Source organism: Novipirellula rosea, assembly GCF_039541335.1.
Taxonomy (GTDB): Bacteria; Planctomycetota; Planctomycetia; order Pirellulales; family Pirellulaceae; genus Novipirellula; species Novipirellula rosea.
In genome coordinates this window covers 1-8,750 of record NZ_BAABGA010000019.1, presented here as the reverse complement: position 1 = coordinate 8,750, position 8,750 = coordinate 1, and the positions used below count along the sequence as shown (strand labels likewise).

Genomic DNA, 8,750 nt, shown 5'->3' with positions numbered 1-8,750 from the left:
GTGAACTTCTAATGGCGATTATCGACCCGGAATCTCTGTCGATTGTAGCTTCACAAAGGTAGTCCGCTGACTGAAGCCGATATTGCAGACGACGCTCTTTCAATTTGTCATGGTTATCAATGATACTCCAGATTCCTTCGGCAGCCTTGATCGCGACGGAATCACTTTCGCCAAGCAACAGCAGAGGAATGAACACCGAGGTATGCATCGTCGATCTTCTCATTCTTCGCAACATCTGAGGAAGAAGTGACGAATCGGTTTTTACGATGGGCTCGCAGTGCCACTCACCGGTCAAGTAACCATTTTCAGCCTTGAGGGAGCAGCAGACTGACGCATCTGTCTTGAAAGCAAATGATTTGTTCCTAACAAAGTCAGTGGTGAATGAAAACTGCTGGATTACTTTTTTTTCCGCCTCACTGCGGTAAATCAAGACTTGTGCGTTGTCTGAATACGAGTTGCAGTGTTTGTACTTCGAGAATATTTCCTCGATTGCATTCGGCGATTCGTTGTCACGTCGTACAGTTTCCTGAGCCCTGATGTCAGAACCGATGCATGCTGAAATAGAAGCGATCTGAAAATGTCTTCGAGAAATTTGCATTATTGTACTCATCCTGGCAAGCGATCGCATTCCCGCAGCACCCTAGGGAATCCTCTCCGTAATTGTCCCATGTCAAATTGGTATATCCGATATGCTTGGAGGATGCAGTCTGGTATCGGCTCCGAGCATTTACCGCATTCGTATCCTTCATACGGTCGCCCTTGAGTGCATTCGTAATACTCGTGTGCGCACAGGTACAAGTTGTATGCTAAGTCTTCGTGAATAAGTCGGAGTAGTCTGTCGCGAGTCGCAGCAGCCCGACGATAACATCTAGCGCGAGGACTTTGGTCAATTCGAAGACCACTCGAATCAGTGTAGCTGAGACCAAATAGATTTTCGTAAAGATTAAAAGTCCCCCCCTCGAACCCGATTGGATCTCTGGAGCAAGATTGGAACGGGGGCGGTGGTAAACGCACGCGCGGTCATCGCAGTTGTCGGCGGGCTATACGTCGCGGTCGCGGAGACGCTGTTGTAGGTTTGCGAGTTGGGTCGTAAGTGCGCCAATGTCCTGCCGAAGCAGTTCCGTGTCACTCGCAGGTGGCTCTCCAAGCAACTGCTGCAGTAACTGAATTTGACCAGCCAATTTTCCTTCTTCTCGGCCTTCTTCTCGGGCACCAGTGATGGCCCATTCGTAGTCTCGTTGAGCTTTCTCGCGTTGGTCGTACATCTGTTTGTCCTCTGTCTTCGCGGAAATGATTTCCATCGTCGAAATCGCGGTTTCAAACTCGATCCCAGGTAGCAATTTCCTCAGTGTTTCCGCGTCGTAGTCTTGAGCGAAAAGCAAAAGAAACGTCCACTGCTGTAGTTTACTCGAGTGGGTGATCGTCTGCGCATCCAATTCGTACTTCGTCAATTCTACAGTGTGAACTTCGATCGCGTTGGATATCTCTCGTCCGCTTTCCCGATCGAGCATCTGGAAACGATGGTGGGCTTGGTCGGTTTCAGCGAAAAGGATTCGATTGAGCAGGCAAATCGAGATCGACGGGGCCGCTAACGCATAGTTGCTGCCCGGAGAAAGCTGGTCCACGTACATGCTGCAGGCGTAATACACCAATCGCTCAATCAGCCCTGCGTAGACCGAAACCTGCATTTCGACGTTGAGCCCTCGTCCCGCTGAGTCGCGGCACCGCACATCAAGCACGATCAGCTTGCTCTCGGAAAACTCCTGGTAGCTAAACGGATTGAGAACCTCCACCGCGACCACCGGGTGTTCAAAATCGAGGATGGCGTTGAGCAATCCGATCAGAGCGGCGGAGTTTTGAGGCGAGCCAAAGATCTTTTTAAATGCGAAGTCAACGGTCGGACGGATCCCCAACGGCATAGCGTTCATCCAAACTGGATTATGAAAAACCTCAGAACTTTGCCTCAATCGTAGCGGAGCCGAACTGTTTATGCGAACACGACATGATCGGCCACGATTGTGGACATAGCTTTCATGGAGACGCCAATCGGTCGCAGGTGTAAGCGGCGGGTGCCTTGAAGCAGTGCCGGACACCTTTGCACGCACCGCGGTCGGCATCGACAGAAAAATTAATGCGACAGAAAAATAGAGAAGCCCAGCGTCAGCAAAAAAATCTTTCTGTCGTTTTCTGAACGCTGTGTTCCGGGCCGAAGAGCCTGCGATTTGCGAGGTGTGGATCTAAAGTTCCGAACAATGGGCCGCGCCGTTGGTATCAAATTCCAACAATTTGTTAGTTCCAGTCTGCTGAGCAGGATCGAGGAAATTTCCGGAGCTTTGCCCCCTTTAATGCAAGATGCGCCGCTTCAATGTGCATCTGCGTGGGTGGCGTTTTTTTAGAGCAGGGTTCGTAGCGCCTCGGGAAGTGCCAGGCACTCTTGCTCGAACACGCGGGCGGCTAAGGTGTCGGCGTCGTCATCGGGTTTCACGGGGCATGACCTTTGCACGATGACTGGCCCGTTGTCGTATTCGTTGTCAACGAAATGGACCGTGCATCCGCTGATCTTCACGCCTCGTTTTAGCACCGCATCGTGCACGAAGTGGCCGTACATCCCCGCGCCTCCGAACGACGGCAGCAGTGACGGATGAATGTTAATCACTCGGTTTTCGAAGTCGTTGGGAATCAGTACGTGATTCAAATAGCCCGCCATCACGACGTATTTGACCTCGGCTTCGCGGCAGGGATCAAACATTTCACGTGAGTGCTCAAACGGATCGCGGTGATCGCGTTTGCGAACCACTCGCGTGGGAATGCCATCGTTTGTTGCGATCTCTAAGCCACGAACATCGTCACGACTGCTGATTACCAAGCGGATGTCGATTGGCAAACCGTGTTCGTCACGATGCCGGATCAGATTGGCAAGCGTACGCCCACTGCCGCTTAAGAAGATCGCGATGGGAAGCTTCGATTTGCTCATGTTGGATTCTGGCATTAGACGTTCTTTTGCACAAAGACTTTGCCAAATTCCGTTTCGCTCGGCGCGGTTCCCGCGATCGCATCGGAGCGAAGTTCGCTGGCAAGCGTTTCACTGCAGATCATATCACCGTGCTCTTTAAGCGCCGTTGCGACTTCGATGTCGTCGCTGAGGATGCCTACGGTGATGCGGTCGGTGTAGCCGCAATCCATTTCCTTTCGCTTGCTTTGGATCGTGCGGATCAGGTCTTTGGCGATCCCCTCGCGGCGGAGTTCGTCGGTGACCTCGGTGTTCAGTACCACAACACTGCTGGCGCCTTGGCTCGCGGCCCAGCCCTCTTTGGCCTTCAAGCGAACTTCGATGTCTTCGTTGTCGAGTTTCAGCGGTTCACCGCCGGGCAAATTGATTTCCACGAATCCGTCACGCCCTAGAGCCGTCAGCAGCGTGTTGCCGTCGGCGGTCGTCAGTGCTTTTTTGACCGCAGGCATATTCTTGCCCACGCGAGGGCCGAGTCGTTTGAAATTCGGCACCACGGTGTACTGGACGTACTGGTCGCCTTCGGTGGTGTAGTCGACCGATTTGACGTTCAATTCTTCGCGAACGAGCGAGTCGTGTGACTTCAGCCAATCGATCTCTGCATCATCCGCCAACACCACTTCGACTTGCGAAAGTGGCAAGCGAACTTTCAGTTTGGCTTCGGCGCGTGCGGCACGCCCCAGCGACGCGATTTCACGTAGCAGTTTCATGCTGGTCGAAAGTTTCGCGTCGATGCGATCATTATCGGCGACCGGATAATCGCACAGGTGGACGCTCTTTCGCGTGCGATCCCCAAACGGTTCAGTCAAACTTTGCCAAAGCGTTTCGGATAGGAACGGAACAAACGGAGCGACAATCTTGGTGATCTGCAGCAGCGATTCGTACAGAGTCCAGTAGGCATCGTGCTTGTCTTGCGAGTCCTTGTCGCTGGCCCAGAATCGGTCACGGCTACGGCGAACGTACCAATTGCTTAATCCATCGACGAACGACGTGATCGCTTGGCAGGCGTTGTAGTTGTCCAGCACGTCCATGCGGTCGACCACGATTTCGTTTGTGCGATTCAGTTCCGACATGATCCAGCGATCGATTTCACTTCGCTCGCTGATATCGCGGTACGTCGGAGCCGACGCCAAACTTGCCGAGGTGAGTTGATCGTCCGCGTCGGTTGCGGTGGTAGGATCAAAACCGTCGATGCCGGCATAGATGCTAAAGAAACTAAAGACGTTCCAAAGTCGCAGCAGGAACTCGGGGATCGAATCTTTGATCGATTGTTCGCGGTAGCGGATGGCGGTCCACGGCGGTTGCCCGGCAAAGAAGAACCAACGCAGTGCATCGGCACCGTACTTGTCAAAGATCTCGTTGGGCTCGCGATAGTTTCGCAAGCTCTTACTCATCTTGTTGCCGTCTTCGCCGAGCATCAATCCCAGCACGATGCAGTTGCGATAGGGGTGCGGGTAGGCTTGATCGGCCAAAGGGTCAGGAAAGGTGTCGGACACTTTTTTTGCTTCCCCGCCTTCTTCTCGTTCGCTGATCGAGGCTCCTTCGCCGAACAACATCGTGCTGATCGCCAATTGGCTGTAGAACCAACCGCGAGTCTGGTCGAGGGCTTCGGAGATGAAGTCGGCAGGGAATTGATCTTGGAACGATTCGTTGTTTTGGTGTGGCCAGCCCCATTGGGCGAACGGCATCGCACCGCTGTCGTACCAGCAATCGATGACCTCGGTCACCCGTTGCATCCGAGCACCCTCGGCGAACGGTGAATCGTAGGTGACCGCGTCGATGTACGGTTTGTGGACTCGCAAATCGTCCGCCAACTCGGGATTAGCCGCCTTGGCTTGTTCCCAAACCTCGGTTCCTTGCAAGCCCGGTTTGGCCAAGATTTCGTCGTAGCTGGCGACCGCTTCCATTTGTCCGGTTTCTTGACAAACCCAGATCGGCAGTGGCGTGCCCCAGAAACGTTCTCGCGACAATGCCCAGTCGACGTTGGATTCCAGGAAATTGCCAAAGCGACCGTTTTGGATGTGCTCGGGTTGCCAACCGATTTGCGAATTGTTTTTCAGCATCAGGTCGCGGAACTTTGTTGTTCGCACGAACCAGCTGCGGCGCGGATATTGGATCAGCGGATCCTCGCTCGCTCGCCAACAGAACGGGTAGTCGTGAAGGTATTGCTCGAGCAACAACAACTTGCCGGACTCACGCAACATCCGTGAGATCGGTTTGTCGGCATCCTTGACCCAGGTGCCTTTCATGTCGGCAAAGTCGTCCGTGAACTTGCCGTCCGGTCCGACCGCACACAACAGTTCGGGGCGATCCGTTTCGACGAACCGTGCTTGTTCTTGGGTCAACACTTCGTAGTCGACTTCGCCGAACGCCGGAGCTTGGTGAACGATACCGCTACCCGATTCGGTGGTCACAAAGTCAGCGGAGACGACTCGCCACATCAACGCTTCGGATTCGCCATTGGTCAGCTTGCCGGTCACATCGCCGAGCGTTTTGTAATAGTTGTCAAACGGAGGAACGTAACGCTGGCCGACCAACGATTTTCCGGAGACGGTGTCTAGGACAGGAAGTTCGCGTTTCAGTTTCCCTGCGATCGTTTCGACCAAGTCGGCTGCGATCACTAGTTCTTGGCCGGTTTCATCGTCGCGAACGACGGCATAGTCCAATTCGGTGTGGACCGCCGCGAACATGTTGCTAGGCAGCGTCCACGGGGTCGTGGTCCATACGACGAGCGAACGTTTGGGATTGTCGACCAACGGGAACAGCACATACACGCTGGGGTCGGCGACTTCGCGATAGCCTTGGCCGACTTCGCCCGAGGACAACGCCGTGCCGCCTTGGGCCCACCACCACACGATCTTATGACCTTGGTACAACAGCCCGCGTTCGAACAGTGTCTTCAGGCTCCACCAAACACTTTCGATGTAGCTTTGGTGGTAGGTGACGTAGGCCTTTTCCAGATCGACCCAGAATCCGAGCCGGCGGGTCAGGTCTTGCCACTGCTGCATGTAGCGAAACACGCTTTGTTGGCATTTTTGGATGAAGGGTTCGACGCCGAACGCCTCGATTTCTTCTTTGCTGTGGATGCCGAGTTCCTTGCCCACCTCGACTTCGACCGGCAAACCATGCGTGTCCCAGCCCGCTTTGCGTTCGCAGCGATAGCCTCGCATCGTTTTGTAGCGGGGGAAAACGTCTTTGATCGAGCGGGTCAGGCAGTGCCCAGGGTGCGGCAACCCGTTAGCCGTCGGGGGGCCTTCATAGAAGACAAACGAAGGGGCATCGGCACGCTGAGCCAACGATTTCTTGTAGATGTCGTGATCGTCCCAAAACTGCAAAACTTCGAGCTCAAGTTTTGGGAAATTGGGGCTGCTCGGTGGAGCACGGAAAGGACTCACGGAAGCGGGCATCATCAATCGCTTTTAGACGCTAGGGCAAAGGTGTTCGGGAGTCGGCAAAGATCAAATTTTTGCCGGACAACAACTAATCGGAAACCATATCCGATTTTAAGACACCTTTGCAGCACCTGTGTTCGTAGAGAGGTCGCGATTTCGCGGTACAGCCATGCCCAACGCCGCTGACGCTAACGAGTGCGTTGGGAGTCGCTGATTTTGGGTAGTGGATCTTGCTAAAGATCCTCTTGCACGTCGAAAACAGGTAGCTTTAGCAAGCTCCACTACCAAAACGAGGGGCTTTAGTCGTTTAGGTCTTCGTCGACGTCATCGAAATCGTCGAAATCTTCCAATTCGTCGTCGTCGCTGCCGTCGCCGCTGCTCAGCCCGAATTCGGCACTGATTTCGTCTTCGATCTCGATCTCGTAGTCGTCTTCGAGTTCTTCCTCGAAATCGTCATCAAAATCGTCATCGAAGTCGTCTTCGTCGATATCGTCGAATTCATCGACCTCGTCGTCTTCATCGAGTCCATCGTTGAAGCCGTCGTCGCCTGTGCCGCCTCCTTCGGAATCGTCATCCGAGCCAAAACCGGAGTCTTCGTCGCCATCATCATCGTCGTCGTCATCGTCGATCAAGTCGTCATCATCGATCGAAGTCGGTGATGGCAAGACTGCACCCCCCGTCCATGCCGTCATGGTCGGTGGCGTCATTTGCCCCGAAAACGTGCCGCCCAAATAATCGCCCCCGCGCGGATTGGACCGCGTATTTGTTTGCGGGACAGCGGTCGATGTCGCGGACGTTGGATCCAATTCGGATTGTTCGGTAGCGGTGGAAGCGATGGACATAAGTGATGAAAGATCTCAGAAAATTCTTGTAGAAAGCCAGTTCGATATCAAATTCTGGCGTGGATCGCCGTCATGCGTAGGGGCATAAAGGACGGGGATGATTCACATGGGGGAGTCTGCGGTGCTTTGGGGGTCCAGGAAGACCTGCGTGAGTTTCTCGATCCAGCATAATTTGTCAACGCAGTTCCACCGGAACATCCGATTCAATCGGATCAGGTGGCAATCACTACCCAAATGGTCGAGTGCTCGCCAAGGGCAGTGCTATAGCCGACGTGAACCACATTTTGATACCTCACATCAAACCGACAAGGCGACTGGCAACATTCGGGCGAGGAATTCTTGCAGAAATTTTAATTTCACAAGTTTTTCACGTGTTCCGGACAGTGTCGCCACCAATCCAAACCTACTGAAACCGACGTTTGATAACCTCGCCGGATGAATATCATCGCCCGATGAAAAACTTTGTCGAGGTTGCGAAATCGCGGATGCCACACCGGAATCATCAATCGTGGCGGATTTAACGGATCGAAATCCTATGAGAAACTTTGCTGTCTTTTCACTCCCATTGCTCGCAATCGGTTGCATTAGTGTCGTGGTGGGATGCGCAGGCCGACAATACGGACACATTTTGGCTGCGAACGACAAGGACCTTGTCGGCAGCCATACTGCAGGGGCGGCCACTTGGAACCCGTTGGTCGATGAATCGGTCGCCAAGTTGTTGGGACGATGCCCGCCCGCGATCCAGACCGTTTCGTTTGAATCGGCAAACGCAATGAAACTGGACGGGCAAATCGGATCGGCCCTCGCCTCCGGCCCCGCCACGGTTTGCTTCATCGGGATCGAGAATAAGAGCGCCGAAGAGATGGTCGATTTCAAAGACCAACTGTACGAGCGGATCGATTCGCAAATCAATTCAGCCGAAACCTTCCGCTGTATCAGTCGTCGAATGGTCGATGCCGCATTGGTGGAAACTCGGCTTCGTCCCGATTCATTGTTTCTGCCAGAGAACCGAGCCCAGTTTGCTGCGGCCCTCGGACGCCAAGGTGCGCCGGTCGATTATTTGCTGTACGCCACCATCACCAGTGGTACGACGGACCGTAACAAGACCACCCAGCGTGACTACTTGCTGACCCTCGAAATGGTCAATCTGCACAGCGGTGACTTTTTGAAAGAGTCGGCGACGATTCGCAAAGGCTATTCGAAAACACGTGCCGGAAAGTGGTGGAACTTTGGACTCGGCCAAGGCGATGGTTGATTCGCCGCTCTTTGAAGTTGTGATCTTCAGCCACGCAAGTGGCGGCAGCATATAGCCTGGAGCGTAAGCCCCAGGAATACGAATCAACGAATGATACAAAGCCCCGGAAGGGGCGACAGAATTCGAAATGGTCGATTGCTGCCGCCCCTCCGGGGCTTTGGGTAACGTGTAGTGACAAAAACCTGGGGCTCACGCCGAGCCCTTTCAAGCTAGCATAAACCATATTCGTGCCGCATTCGTAACTGAATGTAAGC

At 53.8% G+C, this 8,750-nt stretch carries 6 protein-coding genes; 1 reads left to right on the top strand and 5 read right to left on the bottom strand.

Translation table 11 applies throughout. The annotated features are described in order from the left end of the window. From ABD971_RS08260 to ABD971_RS08240, 5 genes are all read right to left on the bottom strand, one after another. On the bottom strand, positions 1-598 hold a 598-nt coding region (locus ABD971_RS08260; protein WP_345321092.1), incomplete at its 3' end, for a hypothetical protein. Positions 599-1,040: 442 nt separating this feature from the next. Continuing rightward, a complete protein-coding gene (locus ABD971_RS08255) occupies positions 1,041-1,928 on the bottom strand; it encodes an Rpn family recombination-promoting nuclease/putative transposase (RefSeq protein WP_345321090.1) in 888 nt (295 codons plus the stop codon). 464 nt (positions 1,929-2,392) lie between these two features. Further along, positions 2,393-2,974 carry a phosphoribosylglycinamide formyltransferase gene (gene purN, locus ABD971_RS08250; protein WP_345321088.1) on the bottom strand — a complete coding sequence of 194 codons (582 nt, stop codon included), beginning with the start codon at positions 2,972-2,974 and terminating at the stop codon, positions 2,393-2,395. Between the two features lie 14 nt (positions 2,975-2,988). Beyond that, the gene (ileS, locus tag ABD971_RS08245; protein WP_345321086.1) at positions 2,989-6,417 is read right to left on the bottom strand and encodes an isoleucine--tRNA ligase; all 3,429 of its coding nucleotides are present in this window, start codon (positions 6,415-6,417) and stop codon (positions 2,989-2,991) included. Positions 6,418-6,698: 281 nt separating this feature from the next. Next, positions 6,699-7,241 (bottom strand): hypothetical protein, encoded by a 543-nt coding sequence (locus ABD971_RS08240; protein WP_339946634.1) that lies wholly within the window; start codon positions 7,239-7,241, stop codon positions 6,699-6,701. 535 nt (positions 7,242-7,776) lie between these two features. On the opposite strand from ABD971_RS08240, the gene ABD971_RS08235 reads away from it, so the two are divergent. Continuing rightward, the gene (locus ABD971_RS08235; protein WP_345321082.1) at positions 7,777-8,496 is read left to right on the top strand and encodes a penicillin-binding protein activator LpoB; all 720 of its coding nucleotides are present in this window, start codon (positions 7,777-7,779) and stop codon (positions 8,494-8,496) included. Positions 8,497-8,750 lie beyond the last annotated feature (254 nt).